The sequence below is a fragment of the Rhodocyclus tenuis genome (genome assembly GCF_014197755.1).
Lineage (GTDB): Bacteria > Pseudomonadota > Gammaproteobacteria > Burkholderiales > Rhodocyclaceae > Rhodocyclus > Rhodocyclus tenuis.
The window spans coordinates 238299-256933 of the sequence record NZ_JACIGE010000002.1 but is presented as its reverse complement, the minus strand read 5'-3'; the positions used below and the strand labels follow the sequence as shown (position 1 = coordinate 256933).

Sequence of the window (18635 nt, the reverse complement as noted above, 5' to 3'; positions counted from 1 at the left end):
AGGGAGCACTTCATGCACGACATCATCCGCCAGCTCGACGAGAAACGCGCCGCTGCGCGCCTCGGCGGCGGTCAACGGCGTATCGACAGCCAGCACAAGAAGGGCAAGCTGACTGCCCGCGAACGCATCGAGCTGCTACTCGATCCCGATTCCTTCGAAGAATGGGACATGTTCAAGGAACACCGCTGCAACGACTTCGGCATGGCCGAGCAGCTGATTCCGGGCGACGGCGTCGTCACCGGTTACGGCACCATCAACGGCCGCCTGATCTTCGTCTTCTCGCAGGACTTCACCGTTTTCGGCGGCGCCCTGTCGGAAGCGCACGCCGAGAAGATCTGCAAGATCATGGACCACGCGCTGAAGGTCGGCGCGCCGGTGATCGGTCTGAACGACTCGGGCGGCGCGCGCATCCAGGAAGGCGTTGCCTCGCTCGGCGGCTACGCCGACGTCTTCCAGCGCAACGTGATGGCCTCGGGCGTCATCCCGCAGATCTCGATGATCATGGGCCCCTGCGCCGGCGGCGCGGTGTATAGCCCGGCGATGACCGACTTCATCTTCATGGTGAAGGACTCTTCGTACATGTTCGTCACCGGCCCGGAAGTGGTGAAGACGGTGACGCACGAAGAGGTTACCGCCGAAGAGCTCGGCGGCGCTGTCACGCACAACACCAAGTCGGGTGTTGCCGACCTCGCTTTCGAGAACGATGTCGAGGCGCTGAACATGCTGCGCCGGCTGATGAACTACCTGCCGGCGAACAACCGCGAGAAGCCGCCGGTCGAGAAGACCAACGACCCGGCCGACCGCCTCGACTTCTCGCTCGATACGCTGGTGCCGGACAACGCCAACAAGCCGTACGACATGAAGGAGCTGATCATCAAGATGGTTGATGACTGTAACTTCTTCGAACTGCAGCCCGACTACGCCAAGAACATCATCATCGGTTTCGCGCGCATGGACGGCAATCCGGTCGGCATCGTCGCCAACCAGCCGCTGGTGCTCGCCGGCTGTCTCGACATCAAGAGCTCAATCAAGGCGGCGCGTTTCGTCCGCTTCTGCGACGCCTTCAACATCCCGGTGGTGACGCTGGTCGACGTTCCCGGCTTCATGCCCGGCACGGCGCAGGAATACGGCGGCATCATCAAGCACGGCGCCAAGCTGCTCTACGCCTACGCCGAATGCACGGTGCCGAAGGTGACGCTGATCACGCGCAAGGCCTACGGCGGCGCCTACGACGTGATGAGCTCGAAGCACCTGCGCGGCGACGTGAACTTCGCCTGGCCGTCGGCCGAAATCGCCGTCATGGGTCCGAAGGGCGCGGTCGAGATCATTTTCCGCGAGGAAAAGAACGACCCCGCCAAGCTCGCCGGACGCGAAGCCGAGTACAAGGCCAAGTTCGCCAACCCCTTCGTCGCCGGCGCGCGTGGCTTCATCGACGATGTGATCATGCCGAACGAAACGCGCAAGCGCATCTGCCGCTCGCTCGCCATGCTGCGCGACAAGAAGCTCGAAAATCCGTGGCGCAAGCACGGCAACATTCCGCTGTGAGCCGCGAGAGGACAGGACCCATGTTCAAGAAAATTCTGATTGCCAATCGCGGCGAGATCGCCTGCCGCGTGATCAAGACTGCCCGCAAGATGGGCATCGCCACCGTCGCCGTCTATTCCGAAGCCGACCGCGACGCGCGTCACGTCGAGTACGCTGACGAAGCCGTCTGCATCGGCCCGGCGGCGTCGAAAGAGTCGTATCTGGTGATGGACAACATCATCGCCGCCTGCAAGCAGACCGGCGCCGAGGCCGTGCATCCGGGCTACGGCTTCCTTTCCGAGAACGCCGAGTTCTCGCGTCGCCTGGAAGAGGAAGGCATCGTCTTCATCGGCCCGAAGCACTATTCGGTCGCCAAAATGGGCGACAAGATCGAGTCGAAAAAGCTGGCAATGGCGGCCGGCGTCAACACCATCCCCGGCTACAACGCGGCCATCGCCGGCCCCGACGAGGCGGTCGAAATCGCGAAAAACATCGGCTATCCGGTGATGATCAAGGCCTCCGCCGGCGGCGGCGGCAAGGGCCTGCGCGTTGCCTACAACGACAAGGAAGCGCACGAAGGCTTTGCCTCCTGCGTCAGCGAAGCGCGTAACAGTTTCGGCGACGATCGCGTCTTCATCGAGAAGTTCGTCGTCGAACCGCGCCACATCGAAATCCAGGTGCTCGGCGACGCGCAGGGCAACACGGTTTACCTGTGGGAACGCGAGTGCTCGATTCAGCGCCGTCACCAGAAGGTGATCGAAGAAGCGCCGTCGCCCTTCCTCGACGACGCCACGCGCAAGGCGATGGGCGAGCAGGCGGTGGCACTGGCCAAGGCGGTGAATTACCAGTCGGCCGGTACCGTCGAGTTCGTCGTCGGTGCCGACCGCTCGTTCTACTTCCTCGAAATGAACACGCGTCTGCAGGTCGAGCATCCGGTCACCGAAATGATCACCGGTCTCGACCTCGTCGAACTGATGATCCGCGTTGCCGCTGGCGAGCCGCTGCCCTTCGCGCAGGAAGACATCCGCCGCGACGGCTGGGCGATGGAATGCCGCATCAACGCCGAAGATCCGTTCCGCGGCTTCCTGCCGTCGACCGGACGTCTGGTGAAGTTCGAGCCGCCCGCCGAAATCGAAGGCCGCGTGCGCGTCGATACCGGCGTCTATGAGGGCGGCGAGATCTCGATGTTCTACGACTCGATGATCGGCAAGCTGATCGTGCATGGCACCAACCGCGCGCAGGCCATTGCGCGCATGCGCGGTGCGCTCAACGCCTTCGTCATCCGCGGCATCAACACCAACATCCCGTTCCAGTCGGCGCTGATGCAGCACCCGCGCTTCCAGTCGGGCAAGTTCAATACCGGTTTCATCGCCGAGGAATACCCGAAGGGCTTCGACGCGTCGATGGTGCCGCCCGACGATCCGGCCTTCCTGATCTCGGTTGCCGCTTTCGTGCATCGCCGCTTCATGGACCGCGCCGCGCACGTCTCCGGGCAGTTGCCGGGCCACGAGCGCAAGGTCGGCGACGACTGGGTCGTCCTGCGCGACGGTGTGCAGCATCAGGTCGTTGCCCGGCCGATCGACGGCGGCTATCTGGTCGACTACCAGGGACGTCACTTCGAGATCGTTTCCGGCTGGCGCCTCGGCGAGCCGATCATGCGCGGCATCTGCAACGGCGAGGAATTCACGCTGCAGCTCGAACGCCACCGCATGAAGTACCGCTTCTTCCACTGGGGCGCGCAGATCGACCTCACCGTCGTCACCGCGCGCGCTGCCGAACTGCTGGCGCTGATGCCGGAAAAGGCGCCGCCCGATCTGTCACGCTTCCTGCTGTCGCCGATGCCGGGCCTGTTGCGCGAGCTTGCCGTGCGCGAAGGTCAGGAGGTCAAGGCCGGCGAGAAGCTGGCGGTGATTGAGGCGATGAAGATGGAAAACATCCTCAAGGCCGAGCAGGACTGCAAGGTGAAGAAGATCGTCGCCAAGACCGGCGAGAGCCTGTCGGTCGACGAGGTGATCATCGAGTTCGAATAAGCGCTCGGGTCAGCTGCGGGCGCCGGACAGCTTTCCTGCTCCCGCAGCCCGGCAAAAAGCCGCCGCCATCATTGGCTGCGGCTTTTTTCTTGCAGCTCAGGGCGCGGCGCTGCACTCCCAGACTTCATCGCCGACGCCGTGTTCGCGGCACTGCAGCAGCCGATAACGGTGCTTGTCGCTGCCATTGAGGGCGAGCGCGCTGCTGCGGCCGGGCAGCCCTGCCGGCACGACGGCCAGATACTGCTGTTTGCCGTCGCCTGGCTGCGGGACATCGTCCTGGCCGGTGAGCGAATCGCTGGCCGCCGCTGACTCCGTGATGGCCAGCAACAGCGCTGTTTCGCGCAGCTGGCGGCCGCCGCTGCGCTCGCGCGCTTCCGCCAGCAGCGCCTGTGGCGTGCCCGGCAGCAGATGAACGAGCAGCGACAGCGATCCGTCCAACCGGGCGAGGACGCTATCGACGCGCAGCAACTGCACGCCCGTTTCGCCGGGCAGCTTGGCTGCGATCAGTTCGCGCGGCGACAGGCGACCACTGCCTGTGCCGGCCGGCCGGCACAGGCGGAGCTGGCGCTGGTTGGCCTTCGCCGGATCGGTACCAGCGTCTTCGGCCTGACAGGCGTCGCATTCTTCCTGCGCCAGCTGCCAGACTTCAGGTGTGATCGCCGTTGCCTCGTTGCGCACGACATGGCCGAAGATGGCGATCTGTTCCTGTTCCCGCCGCTGCAGGCGCAGCGCTGCGTCGTCTGTCGCCGCGAGCGTCGGGCCGCCCAACCAGTGATAGATGTCGGGCAAGCCGGCAACGACGCCGAGACGCGGGGATTCGCTGCCGTTCGTTCCGTCACAGGCGCGCAAGGGCGCTCGCCGCGCGGCTTCCTTCAGGCGTGCCATCAGCGTATCGAGCAGCTTGCTGCAATCGTCGGCAGACAGTTCGCTGCCGAGTTTCAGCGCTTCCGGCGATTCGCCCTCGGCCAGCGCACGCCGGCGCTGCCGCATCTTGCGCAGTACGCCGTCGAGCACCAGCCAGCGCGGGATGCCGGGAACCTCGCCGCGACGCGGCAGGGCCCGGTCGAGCGCGAGGTCGAGGGCGAGCAGTCGCGTCGGCGCTGCCGCAGCGGCTTTGCCGGAGGCGTCGTCCCGCTGTGGGCGTTCGCTCAGCACGGGTACTGTCTCGCGCCAGCGGGCAAACCAGCGGCTGCAAGCCAGGAACTGCACGCGCGATAGTGACCAGGCCTGCGCCAGGTGAAGCAGCAGCGCCATTGCGTACTGGCCACCGATCGTTGAATCGCGTGTTTCGCCAAGCAAGCGGTCAACTACCGTCGTGTCGCGCACGCCGAACTCTTCCGCCGTCGCCAGTATCGCGTGCAGATTCCGCCACAGCGTGCCATCGGCTTCGTGTGCGGCGAGCAGGTTGTTGGTCAGTTCGAGACGCAGGCTGACCAGCGCGCGGTGCGCGACGCAGGCGGCGAACTGCGTAATGCGAGCCGGATCGCCACCGGACGCAGTGGCATCGACCGCGCTGCGCAGGCAGTGCAGATAGCCGGTCGCCGCGGCGTGCCAGAGGCGGCGCGCGGTGTCGAACACCCGTTGCTCGTTCTCGGCCAGCGGCAGCGGCTTGCGCTCAAAGCGTCGCCGGCATTCGTCGTCGACGGCAAACAGCGTCTCGCGCAAAGCCTCGAGTGCGTCGAAGCGCTTTTGCGCCGGCAGGCGCCAGCCGTTCATCGCTTCCAGCGCCTGCAGCAGCGAGCTCTGCAGGCCCAGCGCATTGGCCTGCGGTTGCCGTGCCAGCCAGGCGCTGGCGCTGGCCGCGTCAACGACGACGGGAGTGGCGGCATTGGCACCGTCGCCGCTCGGCGGGTCTTGCGTCAGCGGCAGGTTGAACCAGGTCATGGGGCGCTGTCCTCGACGTGTTCTCGCTGCCCGGCGGGTCGCCAGGCGGTATTCAGCGTAGCAGTTGCGCGCTTGCCGCGCGCAGCTTTCGCAGCCACGCCGGCAGGGTAGTAGCGCAGTACGGTGCGGATCTTGCCGGCGATCCGCAGCATGGAAGACGGTGGTTTTAAGGGGCGAGCCGGGCGAAAGCCGCGACGACTTCCGGCGGTGCCTGCACCAGTTCGATCAGCACGCCTTCGCCGGCGATGGGGAATTCGTCGCTGGCTTTCGGGTGCAGGAAGGTGATGTCGAAACCAGCGGCGCCGCGGCGGATTCCGCCCGGCGCGAAGCGCACGCCCTGTGCCGTCAGCCACTCCACCGCCACGGGCAGGTCGTCGATCCACAGGCCGACGTGGTTGAGCGGTGTCGCATGCACGGCCGGCTTCTTTTCGGCGTCGAGCGGCTGCATCAGGTCGACCTCGACCTTGAACGGACCGCTGCCGATGGCGGCGATGTCCTCGTCGACGTTCTCGCGTTCGCTGACGAAGTTGCCGGTGATCTCAAGACCGAGCATCTCGATCCACAGCTTGCGCAGCCGGGTCTTGTCGGGTCCGCCGATGGCGATCTGCTGGATGCCGAGGACCTTGAACGGGCGATTCATCGAGACTCCTTGCGATAGAAATGGATGAGCAGGGCAACGCCGACGACGATCATCGGCAGCGACAACCACTGCCCCATGCTGATCGTGTAGGACTGGCCGAAAATGCCGTCGTCGGGCGTGCGGAAGTACTCGGCGACGAAGCGGAAAGCGCCGTAACCGATCAGGAAAACCGCGGAAACGGCGCCGCGCGGCCGCTCGCGTCGCGCGAACAGCCACAGGATGACGAACAGCGCCAGACCTTCGAGCCCGGCCTGGTAGAGCTGCGATGGATGGCGCGGCAGCGCGTCGACCTGCGGGAAAACCATCGCCCACGGCAGCGAGGCGTCGGCAGCGCGGCCCCACAGTTCGCCGTTGATGAAGTTGCCGAGGCGGCCGGCGGCCAGTCCCAGCGGTACCAGTGGCGCGATGAAATCGGTGATCTCCCACCAGCTGTGGCCGGTCTTGCGCGAGTAGATCGCCATCGCCACCAGCACGCCGAGGAAACCGCCGTGGAAAGACATGCCGCCTTTCCAGACGGCGAGCATTTCCAGCGGGTTGGCGAAGTAGTAGCCGGGGTCGTAGAAGACGATCTGGCCAAGGCGGCCGCCGACGATGACGCCGAGCACGCCGTAGAAGAGCAGGTCGTCGAGCTGCGTCACCGTCCAGCCGCTGCGCGCAAGCCAGGGCTGGCTGGCGATGCGTTGCCGGCCGAGCCACCAGAACTGGACGAAGGCGAGCAGATACATCAGCCCGTACCAGCGCACGGACAGTGGGCCGAGCGAGAAGGCGACGGGATCGAACTGCGGATGAACGAGCATGCGGGAGTGGTGTCGAAACGACCGTTGCGCGGGAAGCCGGCAAGGACGTTACGAAAATGACGGATGCCGGGATTCTAGCGCAGAGCGGGCCGCCCCGTCCGGCGGCCTTGCCTTGATAATGGAGTCAATGCATGTCGATGTTATTCCGCAAGTCCTCCCGTTCGGGCGGCGCATATCCAGCGGCGCTGCTGGTGGCGTTTGCCGCGCTGCTCGCGCTGGCGGCGGCAGTCTGGCATTTCACGCGTGCTGCGGATGGCATCAGCGTCAGCCGCCTGGTCATCGGCCAGACGCCAGCGACGCTGTTTGCGCCGGCGTCCGGAGCAAAGGCGCCGGTGGTTGTCATCGCGCACGGTTTCGCCGGTTCGCAGCAACTGATGCAACCCTTCGCGCTGACGCTGGCGCGCAACGGCTACGTCGCGCTCAGCTTCGACTTTCCCGGCCATGGCGCCAACCCGCAGCCATTGGCCGGTGGCGCCGACGACGAGGCTGCGCTCGACGCCAGTACGCGCGCGCTGCTGGCGTCGCTCGGCGAAGTGGTCGCTTACGCCCACACGCTTGAGCAGGGTGACGGCCGGCTGGCGCTGGTCGGTCATTCGATGGCGTCCGACATCGTCATCCGCTATGCGCGCGAGCATCCGGAAGTCGCTGCCACGGTTGCCGCCTCGGCTTTTTCCAAGGAAGTGACGGCGACGTTGCCGAAGAACCTGCTGGTGATCTACGGCGCGCTCGAACCATCGATGCTGCTCGATCAGGGGCGTGAGATGGTGGCGCAGGCGAGTCCGGCAACGCCGCCGACGCAGCTGCGCGAACGCGAAACCTTCGGCAGCTTTGCCGACGGTACTGCGCGCCGGCTGGTACTGTCGTCCGGCGTCGAGCATATCGGCGTTCTCTACTCGCGCGAAACGCTGGCCGAAACGGCCGACTGGCTCGACCATGCCTTTGCCCGCAGCGGCGGCAGCGCTGGCAGCGCTTTCATCGATGCGCGCGGCGGCGCCATCGGCTTGCTTTACCTCGGTCTGCTGCTGCTCGCCTGGCCCTTGTCGTGCCTGCTGCCGCGGCTGTCGCCGCAACCGCTCGGCGCCGCATTGAGCTGGCGCGAGGCGTGGCCGGTGATCGTGCTGCCGGCGCTTGCGACACCGCTGCTACTGGCGTACGCGCCGGCCGATCTGCTGCCGCTGCTGCTCGGTGGCTATCTGGTACAGCATTTCGCACTCTACGCCGTGCTCAGCGCACTCGGCCTGCTCTGGGTCGAGCGCACACGCCGGCGGCAACAGCGGCCGCCGGTCATCGCCGCCTCCGTGTCGCGCCGCTTTCTGCAAACACCGTTCATCGGCCGCCACCTTGTTGCCGACGAAGGTGTTGCCGCGCGTCTGGCACTGGCCGACGGCAGCCCGGATGTGCTGTCGCTTGGCGCTGGTGCGGCACCCGCTGCTGGCACTGGCGGGCCGGAATCTGCGCCAGCGTCGCTCACCGCTCGCGGCACGCAGCCGCTGCTGCTCGCCGTGCTGGCGACCTCCGCCTACAGCCTGTTCGCCGTCGGCCTGCCGACCGGCGCCTGGGTGTCGAACTTCATTCCGGACGTGTCGCGCGCGCCGCTGATCGCCGCGCTGCTGCTTGGTACGCTGCCTTTCTTCGTCGTCGAGGAATGGGCAACGCGCGGCGTCGGCGCGCCGCGCGCTCTGGTGCCAGCGAGTCGCGCCGCCTTCCTCGTTTCGCTGATGCTCGCCGTCGCCGTCAATGCCTCGCAGCTGTTCTTCCTGGTGATCATCATTCCGGTGATCCTCGTCCTCTTCCTCGTCTATGGTCTGTTCAGCGAATGGGTGTATCGCCGCACCGGCCAGCCGCTGATCGGCGCGGTCGCCAGTGCGCTGAGCTTCGCCTGGTTGATCGCGGTGAGCTTTCCGGTGATGGCGCGCTGAACGTCGCGCCAGCCCGCCGGGCGCCGCCCCGGTGGCGGCGGTCTTCGGTAGAATTCAGGGTTTCCGCGCGGCGCCAACATCGCAGCCCCGCCTTGCCACCGACATCCCGTTCCGGAGTCCCGCCATGCCCGCCTATCGTTCCCGTACCTCGACCCACGGCCGCAATATGGCCGGCGCCCGCTCGCTGTGGCGTGCCACCGGCGTCAAGGAAGGCGATTTCGGCAAGCCGATCATCGCCGTCGTCAATTCCTTCACGCAGTTCGTTCCGGGCCACGTGCACCTGAAGGATCTCGGCCAGCTGGTGGCGCGCGAGATCGAGGCGGCCGGCGGCATCGCCAAGGAATTCAACACCATCGCCATCGACGACGGCATCGCCATGGGCCACGACGGCATGCTCTATTCGCTGCCCTCGCGCGACCTGATCGCCGACTCGGTCGAGTACATGGTCAATGCGCACTGCGCCGACGCCATGGTGTGCATCTCCAACTGCGACAAGATCACGCCGGGGATGCTGATGGCGGCGATGCGCACCAACATCCCGACGATCTTCGTTTCCGGCGGGCCGATGGAAGCGGGCAAGGTCGAGTGGCAGGGCAAGACCATCGCCGTCGACCTGATCGACGCGATGATCAAGGCCGGCGACGACAAGGTCTCCGACGCCGAGGTCGACCAGTTCGAGCGTTCCGCCTGTCCGACTTGCGGTTCGTGTTCGGGCATGTTCACCGCCAATTCGATGAACTGTCTGACCGAGGCGCTCGGTCTGTCGCTGCCGGGCAACGGCACCATCGTCGCCACGCACGCCGACCGCAAGGGCCTGTTCCTCGAAGCTGGCCGGCGCATCGTCGAACTCGCGCGCCGCTGGTACGAAGAGGACGACAGCTCCGTGCTGCCGCGCGCCATCGCCAGCCGCGCCGCTTTCGAAAACGCGATGGCGCTCGACGTCGCCATGGGCGGTTCGACCAACACCGTGCTGCATCTGCTGGCGGCGGCGCAGGAAGCCGGCGTCGATTTCACGATGGCCGACATCGACCGCATCTCGCGCCGCGTTCCCTGTCTGTGCAAGGTCGCGCCGGCGACGCAGCAGTACCACATCGAGGACGTGCATCGCGCCGGTGGTGTCATCGGCATCCTCGGCGAACTCGACCGCGCCGGGCTGCTCAAGCGCGATCTGCCGACGGTGCACGCGAAGACGCTGGGCGAGGCGATCGACCTCTGGGACGTGATGCGCGCGCACGACATGCGCGTCTTCGACTTCTTCCGCGCGGCGCCCGGTGGCGTGCCGTCGCAGGTGGCGTTCTCGCAGGATCGCCGCTACCCGGAACTCGATCTCGACCGCACGCACGGCTGCATCCGCGACCTCGCCAGCGCCTACAGCCGTGAGGGTGGGCTGGCGGTGCTCGCCGGCAACATTGCGGTAAACGGCTGTATCGTCAAGACCGCCGGCGTCGATGAGAGCATCTGGAAGTTCTCCGGCCGCGCGCGTGTCTTCGAAAGCCAGGACGAGGCGGTCGCGGCGATTCTCGGCGACGCCATCGTCGCCGGCGACGTGGTGGTGATCCGCTACGAAGGCCCGAAGGGCGGTCCGGGAATGCAGGAAATGCTCTACCCGACCTCGTACCTGAAGTCGAAAGGGCTCGGCAAGGCCTGTGCGCTGCTCACCGACGGCCGCTTCTCGGGCGGTACCTCAGGCCTGTCGATCGGCCACGCCTCGCCCGAAGCTGCCGACGGCGGTGCCATCGGACTGGTGGAAGAGGGCGATACCATCGAGATCGACATTCCGGCGCGCAGCATCCACCTCGCCGTCAGCGACACAGAACTCGCGCGCCGGCGCGCCGCCATGGAAGCCAGGGGCGACGCCGCCTGGCAGCCAGTCAAGCGCCAGCGGCAGGTGTCGGCGGCACTGCAGGCCTACGCGCTGATGGCGACTTCGGCCGACCGCGGCGCCGTGCGCGACGTGACGCAGATCCGCCGCCGCTAGCGATCGCAGCGCGGAGGGCGGTAGCCGCCGCACGCATCACGGCCTGTCTCCCGGCTCTTTTCTCGATTGCCGGCGAAAGCGACGGTCGCCTTGCGACTGGCTGATGGCCTTCGCCTGAACAGCGGCGCCACACGCTGATGACGCGTGTGGTGGAACTCGCGCCGGCCTTTGCCGTCGGACTCGCAGCCCGGGGTTTTTCTCGCGCAGCCATGGACGGAGCCGACGATGAGCAAGCGACTTTCCCGCGAGACCTCGCCTTACCTGCGCCAGCACGCCGACAATCCGGTCGACTGGCATCCGTGGAGCGCCGCAGCACTGGCGCTGGCGCGCGCCGAGGATCGGCCGATCCTGCTCTCGATCGGCTATTCCGCCTGCCACTGGTGCCACGTCATGGCGCACGAGTCTTTTGCAGACGAGGCGACCGCGGCGCTGATGAACGCGCACTTCGTCAACATCAAGGTCGACCGCGAGGAGCGGCCCGACCTCGACCAGATCTACCAGACCGCGCACCAGATGCTCACCGGCCGCGCCGGTGGCTGGCCGCTGACGCTGTTCCTGACGCCCACCGGCGTGCCGTTTTTTGGCGGCACCTACTTTCCGCCGGCGCCGCGCCATGGCCTGCCGGCCTTCGGCGAACTGCTGTTGGCCGTTGCCGACGCCTGGCAGCAGCGCCGCGGCGAGATCGAGGCACAGAACCGCGAACTGACACGCGCGCTGGCGCAAACGGTCAGCAAGGGCGCGACGGCGGCAGCTGACTTCGTCAGCGACCCGCTGGCGCTTGCCGTCGCTGAACTGGCCGCGAATTTCGATGCGCAGGACGGCGGCTTCGGCCCTGCGCCGAAGTTTCCGCACGCCAACGACCTCGACCTGCTGCTGCGCGTCGGTACGCCGGAAGCACTGACGATGGCGACGACGACGCTGACGCGCATGGCTGAAGGTGGACTGTTCGACCAGATCGGCGGCGGCTTCTGCCGCTACTCGGTCGACGAGCGCTGGGAAATTCCGCACTTCGAGAAAATGCTCTACGACAACGCGCAGCTGCTGCGCGTCTATGCCGATGCGTGGACGCTGACCGGCGACGCACGCTATCGCGACGTCGTCGAGGCGACGGCCGCATGGGTGCTGCGCGAGATGCAGTCGCCCTCGGGCGCCTACTACGCCTCGCTCGACGCCGATTCCGAGGGCGGTGAGGGCGCCTTCTACGTCTGGCAGCGTGCGGAGTTTGCCGCAGCGCTGAGCGCCACCGAGGCAGCCGTTGCCAGCGCGCACTGGGGGCTCGACGCGCCGGCAAATTTCACCGACGAGGAGGGGCAAAGGCGCTGGCACCTCAAGGTCGCACAGCCACTCGGCGAAGTCGCCGCCGCGCAGGGGCTGTCACCGGCGCAGTGCCGCGAACTGCTCGCCTCGGCGCGCGAGAAGCTCTTTGCCGTACGCAGCCGACGCCCGCCACCGGCGCGCGACGAGAAGATCCTCGCCGGCTGGAACGCGCTGATGATCGAAGGCATGGCGCATGCTGGGCGCGTCTGCGGTCGTCCCGACTGGGTCGATTCGGCGCGGCGCGCACTCGCCTGCGTGCGCCGCGAGCTGTGGCGAGACGGCCGTCTGTACGCCAGTTGTCGCGACGACGCTGTTTCGCTCGCCGGCGGCACGCCAGCGGCGCCTGACGCGGCCGCCAGCCAAGCTCCGAACAAGGCCGGCCTGCTCAATGCCTACCTCGATGACCACGCCTTCCTGCTTGCCGCCATCCTCGAGTTGCTGCAGGACGAATTCGTTGCCAGCGACCTCGACTTTGCGGTCGATCTTGCCGACGAGCTGGTCGACGCTTTCGCCGATGTCGGTATGCCGCCAGCCGCGCAGGTAGCGCTCGTCGCAGACTCGGGGAATCCCTATCGCGGCTTTTTCTTCACCCGTCACGACCATGAGCCGCTGATCCACCGGCCGAAGCCCGGGCACGACAACGCCACGCCTTCGGGCAACGCCGTTGCCGCGCGTGCGCTGCTGCGTCTTGGACAGGTCACCGGTGAAACGCGCTGGCAGGCAGCGGTGGAAGGCGTAGTGTCGCTTTTTCACAACGAAGCGACACGTTCGCCGGCCGGCTTCGCGTCGTGGCTGATGGCGCTCGAAGAGTTCCGGCAGCCGCCGCGGCGCGTCGTCCTGCGCGGACCGCAGACCGGGTTCGCCCCCTGGAAATCTGCGCTGAGCAGTCGCTATCTAGATGATTTAATGGTCGTCTTCTTGCGCAATGGCGAACGGGATCTGCCGCCGCCGCTGAGGCTGCCGGAAAGCGATCACGTCAACGCCTGGGTATGTACGCGCGTTACTTGCTTACCGCCCGTTTCCACCCCCGAATCCTTGATCAAGGAGCTTTTCAAGGCGGGGGAACTGAAATAACATCCGCGGGGTTTCAAACTTATTACCTAACGGAGTCATTGATGAAAGCAATTTACGTTTCGCTGCTGGTCGCCGCCGGCCTGTTCTCCGCCGCCGGCGCGCAGGCAGCTGGCGCTGAAGACCTGGCCAAGACCAAGGGCTGTCTCGCTTGCCACGCCCCGGACAAGAAGGTCGTCGGCCCGGCTTATGGCTGGGTTGCCAAGAAGTACGCCGGCGACGCCGGTGCGGTTGCCAAGCTGTCCGACAAGGTCATGAAGGGCGGCGCGGGCGTCTGGGAAAAGCAGCTCGGCGCCAAGATTCCGATGCCGGCGAACAACGTCACCAAGGACGAAGCGACCACCCTCGTCAAGTGGGTGCTCAGCCAGAAGCCGCTCGACTACAAGTAAGCGACTTTTCTGCAGGGAAAATGCCGGCCGGTGGCCGGCTTTTTTCTTGGTGCGGCGTTTTCGCAGACAAACTTGCTGAGCCCTTAAGCACATCCCGTTATTGACAAGGGGTGATGCGCTCCGCAGAATCAGGCGCCCGCTTTTGTTCTGTCCGAATCACTTTCTCTCCTGGAGGTTAAGCCATGCAATTCCCGCGTCTTACCAGCATGTCACTCGCTGTCGCTGCTGCTCTGGCCCTCGCCGCATGTGGCGACAAGAAGGAAGAACCGGCACCGCCGCCCGCTGCTCCTGCCGCTCCGGTCGCGAAGCCGGAAGTGACGGTCAACATCGGCCACGTCGCGCCGCTCACCGGTCCGCAGGCGCACCTCGGCAAGGACAACGAGAACGCCGCCCGTCTCGCCATCGAAGAACTGAACGCCAAGGCACTGGAAATCGGCGGCGCCAAGATCAAGTTCGAGCTGCTCGCCGAAGATGACCAGGCCGATCCGAAGCAGGGCACCATCGTTGCGCAGAAGCTGGTCGATGCCAAGGTCAACGGCGTCATCGGCCACCTCAATTCGGGGACGACGATTCCCGCTTCCAAGCTCTACTCCGACGCCGGCATCCCGCAGATTTCGGGCTCGGCGACCAATCCGAAGTATACGCAGCAGGGCTTTGCCACGACCTTCCGCGTCATGGCCAACGACGTGCAGCAGGGCCATGCGCTCGGCGAGTTCGCGGCGCAGGCGATCAAGGCCAAGACCGTCGCCATCATTGACGACCGCACCGCGTACGGCCAGGGTCTGGCCGACGAGTTCGAGAAGGCGGTCCTCGCCAACGGCGGCAAGGTCGTGACGCGTGAATTCACCACCGACAAGGCAACCGATTTCGCCGCCATCCTGACCAAGATCAAGTCGAAGCGCCCCGATGTCGTCTTCTACGGCGGCATGGACGCGCAAGGCGGCCCGATGGTCAAGCAGCTGAAGTCGCTTGGCCTGAAGGCGAAGTTCCTCACCGGCGACGGCGGCTGCACACCCGAACTGATCAAGCTCGCCGGCGCCGCTGCCGAAGGCCAGTACTGCTCGCTGCCGGGCGTGCCGCTCGAACAGATGCCGGGTGGCAAGGAATTCGGCGACAAGTTCTCGGCCAAGTACGGCCAGATCCAGCTCTACGCGCCCTACGTCTATGACGCGGTGTATGTCATGGTCGAGGCGATGAAGCGCGCCAACTCGGTCGAGCCGGCCAAGTACCTGCCTGAAGTGGGCAAGACCGACTTCCAGGGCGTCAGCTCGAAGATTGCCTTCGACGCCAACGGCGACCTGAAGAACGGTGCCATCTCGCTGTATCAGGTCAAGGAAGGCAAGTGGGAGTATCTGCAGACGATCGGTGGTGCTGCCGCCGAGCCGGAAGCTGCGCCGGCACCTGCTGCCGACGCCGCCAAACCGGCCGAAGCGGCGCCGGCTGCTGCGCCCGCTGCAACACCTGAAAAGAAATAAGTCACACTCGCTTGATCGTGGACGGCGCCTGCGGGCGCCGTTCGCGTATCCTTGCGGCGCTTTTCCCCTGAACGCGTTTTCCCCGTTATTCCCGGTTTCTCCGGCATCACCGACGATCGGCAACAGGCTCCGATGGATATCTTCATTCAACAAATCATCAACGGCCTCGTGCTCGGCAGCATCTATGCGCTGGTCGCGCTCGGCTACACGATGGTCTACGGCATCATGGGCCTGATCAACTTCGCGCACGGCGAAGTGGTCATGATCGGCGCCATGGTCGCACTCACGGTCATCAATCTCCTGCTCGGCAGCGGTCTGCCCGGCGTCGTCATGGCGCTGATCGGCCTCGCTGCTGCGGTGCCGGTGTGCATGGCCACCGGCTTTGCCATCGAGCGCATCGCCTACCGGCCGCTGCGCAATGCGCCGAAGCTGGCGCCGCTGATCACCGCGATCGGCGTTTCGATCGTCTTGCAGAACGTGGCGATGCTCGTCTGGGGACGCAATTACCATGCTTTCCCGCCGATTCTGCCGTCCGTGGACTTCGAGGTGTTCGAGGCGACCATCACCGGCGTGCAGGTCGCCATCATCGCCATCGCCGCGCTGATGATGATCGGCCTGACCTTGCTCGTGCAGCGCACGCGTCTCGGCCGCGCCATGCGCGCCACGGCGGAAAATCCGTCGATCGCGCAGCTGATGGGCGTCGACACCAACCGCATCATCTCGCTGACCTTCGTCATCGGCTCGTCGCTGGCCGCCGTCGCCGGCTTCATGGTCAGCGCCAACTACTCGATCGCGCATTACTACATGGGCTTCATTCTCGGCCTGAAGGCGTTTACCGCGGCGGTGCTCGGCGGTATCGGCAACCTCGCCGGCGCCATGCTCGGCGGCATCCTGCTCGGCCTGATCGAATCGCTCGGCGCCGGCTACATCGGTGACCTCACCGGCGGCTTCCTCGGCAGTCACTATCAGGACGTTTTCGCTTTCTTCGTCCTCATTCTCGTCCTCGTTTTCCGGCCGTCTGGGCTGGTCGGGGAGAAGGTCGCGGAGCGCGCATGATGCGATTCGAAGCTCTCCGGCACGACAAGCGTGCCGCCATCGCCGCGACTGTCCTTATCGGCATCCTGCTGGCGGTGGCGCCCTTCCTGATCGGCTCTGCCGCCGGCTCAACCTGGCTGCGCATCGTCGATTTCGCGCTGCTCTACATCATGCTCGCGCTCGGGCTGAACATCGTCGTCGGTTTTGCCGGCCTGCTCGACATGGGTTACATCGCCTTCTACGCGGTCGGCGCCTACATGTACGCGCTGCTGGCCAGCCCGCAATTCGGCCTGCATCTGCCGATGTGGGCGATCCTGCCCGCCGGCGCCGCTGTCGCCGGCATCTTCGGCGTGCTGCTCGGTGCGCCGACGCTGAGGTTGCGCGGCGACTATCTGGCCATCGTCACCCTCGGTTTCGGCGAGATCATCCGCATCTTCCTTAACAACCTCAACGCGCCGGTGAATATCACCAACGGCCCGCAGGGGATTTCGGGCATCGATCCGATCCGCATCGGCGGCGTTTCGCTGTCGAAACCGATCGACCTGTTCGGCTTCACCCTGCCGTCACTGCACGCCTACTACTACCTGTTCCTGGCGCTGGCACTGGCGATTGTTTTCGTCACCATCCGTCTGGAGAATTCGCGCATCGGTCGCGCCTGGGTGGCGATCCGCGAGGACGAGATTGCGGCCAAGGCCTGCGGCATCAACACGCGCAACATCAAACTGCTCGCTTTCGCCATGGGCGCCTCCTTCGGCGGGGTCGCCGGTGGCCTGTTTGCCGGCTTCCAGGCCTTCGTCAGCCCCGAATCGTTCAGCCTGATGGAATCGGTGATGGTGCTGTGCATGGTCGTGCTCGGCGGCATGGGCAACATTCCGGGCGTCATCCTCGGCGGCATCCTGCTGACCATCCTGCCCGAGCTGTTCCGCCATGGCGCCGGACCGGTGCAGCAGGCGGTGTTCGGCAAGATCCTGCTTGATCCGGAAGCGCTGCGCATGCTGCTCTTCGGTCTGGCGCTGATCGTCGTCATGCTTTATCGACCCGCCGGCCTGTGGCCGTCGACGCGACGTCGGCGCGAGTTCAAGGGGGGCGCGGCATGAGCGCGCTACTGCTCGAGGCGAGGAACATCGCCAAGCACTTCGGCGGTGTCAAGGCGCTGCGCGACGTCTCGCTGACCATCCGCGAAGGCGAGATCTACGGTCTGATCGGCCCCAACGGTGCCGGCAAGACGACCTTCTTCAATGTGCTCACCGGGCTGTATACGCCCGATGGTGGTGATCTCGTCTTCGCCGGCCAGAAGCTGGTGGCGAGCGCGCCGCACAAGGCCGCGCAGCGCGGCATCGCACGCACTTTCCAGAACATCCGTCTGTTCGGCAACATGACGGCGATGGAAAACATCATGGTCGGTCGCCATGTGCGCACCTCGGCCGGCGTCATCGGTGCCGTGCTGCACGATCGCCGCACCTGTGCCGAAGAAGCGGCGATCCGCCGGCGTGCCGAGGAACTGCTGCACTACGTCGATATCGCCGACCGTGCCGACGATCTGGCGCGCAACCTTTCTTACGGCGATCAGCGCCGGCTGGAGATCGCGCGCGCGCTGGCGACCGATCCGAAGCTGCTCGCGCTCGACGAGCCGGCCGCCGGCATGAACGGTACCGAAACCGCCGAACTGCGCGTGCTGATCGAGGGAATTCGCGCCGACGGCATCACCGTCCTGCTCATCGAGCACGACGTCAAACTGGTCATGGGGCTGTGCGACCGTGTCGCCGTGCTCGATTATGGCGCCAAAATCTGCGAGGACGTGCCGGCGGTGGTGCAGCACGATCCGCGCGTCATCGAAGCGTATCTGGGAGGCGCCGTTGCTTGAGGTTACCGGACTCCGTGTCGCTTACGGCGGCATCCAGGCCGTTCGCGGCATCAATTTTCACGTCGCCGAAGGCGAGATGGTGGCGCTAATCGGCGCCAACGGCGCTGGCAAGACGAGTACGCTGAAGGCGCTGGCGCGGTTGCTCAATGCCGCTGGCGGCAGCGTGCGTTTCCGTGGCGAGGAAATCTCGAAACTGGCGCCGCATGCGCTGGTATCGGCGGGTATCGCGCTGGTGCCGGAAGGCCGCGGCGTCTTCCCGCGCATGAGTATCGTCGAGAATCTGCAGATGGGCGCCTATTGCCGCAGTGACAAGGACGCGATTGCTGCCGACATCGAGCACATCTTCGGACTTTTTCCGCGTCTGAAGGAGCGCGCGCGGCAGATGGCCGGCACCATGTCGGGCGGCGAACAGCAGATGCTGGCGCTCGGCCGCGCGCTGATGAGCCGGCCGAAGATGCTGCTGCTTGACGAGCCGTCGATGGGCCTGGCGCCGATCATGGTGCAGAAGATTTTCGAGGTCATCCGCACGGTCGCCAGCGAGGGAATGACTGTCCTGCTGGTCGAGCAGAACGCCAAGCTGGCGCTGGAAACCAGCCAGCGCGGTTACGTCATGGAAAGCGGCGAGATCACGCTAACCGGCGACGCCGCCGACCTGCTTTCCGACCCGAAAGTGCGCGCCGCCTATCTCGGCGAGTAGAACGCGGCGGGCGGT

General features: G+C 65.9%; 14 protein-coding genes. 11 read left to right on the top strand and 3 right to left on the bottom strand.

Annotated elements, in window-relative coordinates; all coding sequences use genetic code 11:
• Window positions 1-12 precede the first annotated feature (12 nt).
• Both GGD90_RS03790 and accC read left to right on the top strand, forming a co-directional pair.
• Window positions 13-1545, top strand: coding sequence for an acyl-CoA carboxylase subunit beta (locus tag GGD90_RS03790; protein ID WP_153115943.1), 1533 nt, complete (start codon window positions 13-15; stop codon window positions 1543-1545).
• A gap of 20 nt (window positions 1546-1565) precedes the next feature.
• Window positions 1566-3554: an acetyl-CoA carboxylase biotin carboxylase subunit gene (gene accC / locus GGD90_RS03785; RefSeq protein ID WP_153115942.1), complete on the top strand. Its 1989-nt coding sequence runs from the start codon at window positions 1566-1568 to the stop codon at window positions 3552-3554.
• Window positions 3555-3650: 96 nt separating this feature from the next.
• On the opposite strand, the gene GGD90_RS03780 is transcribed toward accC, so the two are convergent.
• The 3 genes from GGD90_RS03780 to lgt all read right to left on the bottom strand — a co-directional run bounded on the left by GGD90_RS03780 (window position 3651) and on the right by lgt (window position 6875).
• On the bottom strand, window positions 3651-5438 hold the full coding sequence (locus GGD90_RS03780; RefSeq protein ID WP_153115941.1) for a hypothetical protein: 1788 nt from the start codon (window positions 5436-5438) through the stop codon (window positions 3651-3653).
• A gap of 166 nt (window positions 5439-5604) precedes the next feature.
• Window positions 5605-6078, bottom strand: coding sequence for a VOC family protein (locus tag GGD90_RS03775; protein ID WP_153115940.1), 474 nt, complete (start codon window positions 6076-6078; stop codon window positions 5605-5607).
• Entirely contained in the window at window positions 6075-6875 is an 801-nt protein-coding gene (lgt, locus tag GGD90_RS03770) for a prolipoprotein diacylglyceryl transferase (RefSeq protein WP_153115939.1), read from the bottom strand. The genes GGD90_RS03775 and lgt overlap by 4 nt, the downstream gene beginning before the upstream one ends.
• Before the next feature lie 131 nt (window positions 6876-7006).
• On the opposite strand from lgt, the gene GGD90_RS03765 reads away from it, so the two are divergent.
• The 9 genes from GGD90_RS03765 (at window position 7007) to GGD90_RS03725 (ending at window position 18620) form a co-directional block, all read left to right on the top strand.
• Window positions 7007-8794, top strand: a complete 1788-nt coding sequence (locus tag GGD90_RS03765; protein WP_153115938.1) for a dienelactone hydrolase family protein — start codon at window positions 7007-7009, stop codon at window positions 8792-8794.
• A 124-nt stretch (window positions 8795-8918) separates the two neighbouring features.
• Window positions 8919-10772, top strand: coding sequence for a dihydroxy-acid dehydratase (gene ilvD, locus GGD90_RS03760; protein WP_153115937.1), 1854 nt, complete (start codon window positions 8919-8921; stop codon window positions 10770-10772).
• A 225-nt stretch (window positions 10773-10997) separates the two neighbouring features.
• A complete protein-coding gene (locus GGD90_RS03755) occupies window positions 10998-13163 on the top strand; it encodes a thioredoxin domain-containing protein (RefSeq protein WP_153115936.1) in 2166 nt (721 codons plus the stop codon).
• Window positions 13164-13204: 41 nt separating this feature from the next.
• On the top strand, window positions 13205-13549 hold the full coding sequence (locus GGD90_RS03750) for a c-type cytochrome (protein WP_153115935.1): 345 nt from the start codon (window positions 13205-13207) through the stop codon (window positions 13547-13549).
• 182 nt (window positions 13550-13731) lie between these two features.
• Window positions 13732-15024 carry a branched-chain amino acid ABC transporter substrate-binding protein gene (locus tag GGD90_RS03745; protein ID WP_153115934.1) on the top strand — a complete coding sequence of 431 codons (1293 nt, stop codon included), beginning with the start codon at window positions 13732-13734 and terminating at the stop codon, window positions 15022-15024.
• Between the two features lie 132 nt (window positions 15025-15156).
• A complete protein-coding gene (locus tag GGD90_RS03740) occupies window positions 15157-16080 on the top strand; it encodes a branched-chain amino acid ABC transporter permease (RefSeq protein ID WP_153115933.1) in 924 nt (307 codons plus the stop codon).
• Entirely contained in the window at window positions 16077-17156 is a 1080-nt protein-coding gene (locus GGD90_RS03735) for an ABC transporter permease subunit (RefSeq protein WP_407690631.1), read from the top strand. Before GGD90_RS03740 ends, GGD90_RS03735 begins: the two co-directional genes overlap by 4 nt.
• The gene (locus tag GGD90_RS03730; protein ID WP_153115932.1) at window positions 17153-17923 is read left to right on the top strand and encodes an ABC transporter ATP-binding protein; all 771 of its coding nucleotides are present in this window, start codon (window positions 17153-17155) and stop codon (window positions 17921-17923) included. The genes GGD90_RS03735 and GGD90_RS03730 overlap by 4 nt, the downstream gene beginning before the upstream one ends.
• Entirely contained in the window at window positions 17916-18620 is a 705-nt protein-coding gene (locus tag GGD90_RS03725; RefSeq protein ID WP_228273675.1) for an ABC transporter ATP-binding protein, read from the top strand. The genes GGD90_RS03730 and GGD90_RS03725 overlap by 8 nt, the downstream gene beginning before the upstream one ends.
• Window positions 18621-18635 lie beyond the last annotated feature (15 nt).

Excerpts from the sequence above, each read along its gene's own strand:
- GGD90_RS03790 (WP_153115943.1), top strand. The coding sequence starts at position 13 with ATGCACGACATCATCCGCCAGCTCGACGAGAAACGCGCCGCTGCGCGC.
- accC (WP_153115942.1), top strand. The coding sequence starts at position 1,566 with ATGTTCAAGAAAATTCTGATTGCCAATCGCGGCGAGATCGCCTGCCGC.
- GGD90_RS03780 (WP_153115941.1), bottom strand. The coding sequence starts at position 5,438 with ATGACCTGGTTCAACCTGCCGCTGACGCAAGACCCGCCGAGCGGCGAC.
- GGD90_RS03775 (WP_153115940.1), bottom strand. The coding sequence starts at position 6,078 with ATGAATCGCCCGTTCAAGGTCCTCGGCATCCAGCAGATCGCCATCGGC.
- lgt (WP_153115939.1), bottom strand. The coding sequence starts at position 6,875 with ATGCTCGTTCATCCGCAGTTCGATCCCGTCGCCTTCTCGCTCGGCCCA.
- GGD90_RS03765 (WP_153115938.1), top strand. The coding sequence starts at position 7,007 with ATGTCGATGTTATTCCGCAAGTCCTCCCGTTCGGGCGGCGCATATCCA.
- ilvD (WP_153115937.1), top strand. The coding sequence starts at position 8,919 with ATGCCCGCCTATCGTTCCCGTACCTCGACCCACGGCCGCAATATGGCC.
- GGD90_RS03755 (WP_153115936.1), top strand. The coding sequence starts at position 10,998 with ATGAGCAAGCGACTTTCCCGCGAGACCTCGCCTTACCTGCGCCAGCAC.
- GGD90_RS03750 (WP_153115935.1), top strand. The coding sequence starts at position 13,205 with ATGAAAGCAATTTACGTTTCGCTGCTGGTCGCCGCCGGCCTGTTCTCC.
- GGD90_RS03745 (WP_153115934.1), top strand. The coding sequence starts at position 13,732 with ATGCAATTCCCGCGTCTTACCAGCATGTCACTCGCTGTCGCTGCTGCT.
- GGD90_RS03740 (WP_153115933.1), top strand. The coding sequence starts at position 15,157 with ATGGATATCTTCATTCAACAAATCATCAACGGCCTCGTGCTCGGCAGC.
- GGD90_RS03735 (WP_407690631.1), top strand. The coding sequence starts at position 16,077 with ATGATGCGATTCGAAGCTCTCCGGCACGACAAGCGTGCCGCCATCGCC.
- GGD90_RS03730 (WP_153115932.1), top strand. The coding sequence starts at position 17,153 with ATGAGCGCGCTACTGCTCGAGGCGAGGAACATCGCCAAGCACTTCGGC.